Origin of the sequence: Stenotrophomonas sp. HMWF003 (genome assembly GCF_003061285.1) — a bacterium.
Taxonomy (GTDB): domain Bacteria; phylum Pseudomonadota; class Gammaproteobacteria; order Xanthomonadales; family Xanthomonadaceae; genus Stenotrophomonas; species Stenotrophomonas maltophilia_AP.
Genome location: NZ_QAIW01000099.1, coordinates 1 through 931, shown reverse-complemented (window position 1 = coordinate 931; position 931 = coordinate 1). Strand labels below are relative to the sequence as shown.

Here is a 931-nt window from a genome sequence, read left to right as displayed (position 1 = left end):
GTGTGTAGCGCTTGTAGGTCCACTGGTACTGGGTGGGGTCGCGCCGGGCGATCCGCTCCAGCCCGGCGTTGAGGGCGGTTGCCGCCGTGCGCGGGTCCGGGTCGGCCACGGCCGGATCGGCCGGCTCGACGTGCAGGGCGAACTGCATGCCCGGCCCGACGCGCTCGCACCAGCCGTACAGCACGGTGGCCCCGGTCCGTTCAGCCAGCCGGTTGACCAGGGTCATGGTCAGCGCCTCCACCCCGAAGAACGGGGCGAACACGCCGTCGCCGGCCTTGGGCTGCTGGTCGGGCAGGATGCCGGTGGCGCCGCCGTCCTTGAGCACCTTGAACAGCTGGCGCACCGCCGGGCCCTCGGCCCGCACCTGCTGCACGTTGTCGCCGCCACGCACCAGCTGCAGGAAGGCATCGCCCACGGCTTCGTCGGGAGCCTTGTAAACGATGGCGATCGGCCCGCGCGAGGCCAGCCACTGGTTCAGCAGCTCCCAGTTGCCATGGTGGGGGGCGGCCACGATCACGCCCTTGCCGGCGGCCAGCGCCGCGTCGTACAGCGCCTCGCCGTGGCGCTCGACCAGGCAGGCCAGGTTCTGCTCACGCGGGCGAGTCCACAGCCGCAGGGTTTCCAGCGCCTGCAGCGCCGTGGAGCGCAGCACCTCGCGGTGCATCTGCACCCGCTGGGCGTCGGTCAGTTCGGGGAAGGCCAGTTCCAGGTTGCGCCGGGTCACCCGGCTCTCGCGGGCATTGAGCGCGATCCACAGCCACGCCAGTGCACGGGCGACGCCGCGCAGCCAGGACCAGGGCAGACGGGTGAACAGGGCGGCGGCACGGTAGGCCAGGCGGGCGGTGGTATGCGGTTTCATCACGGGGAAGTCTAGCTGCTGGGACAATCGGCGTGGACCGGCAGGCGCGTTAAGGTAGCCGGCCCCCCACCC

The 931-nt window shown here is 72.0% G+C and carries 1 protein-coding gene; it reads right to left on the bottom strand.

Annotated features, from left to right (window positions below):
* On the bottom strand, positions 1 to 859 hold an 859-nt coding region (locus DBR34_RS03995), incomplete at its 3' end, for a lauroyl acyltransferase (protein WP_128095811.1).
* Positions 860 to 931: the final 72 nt, after the last annotated feature.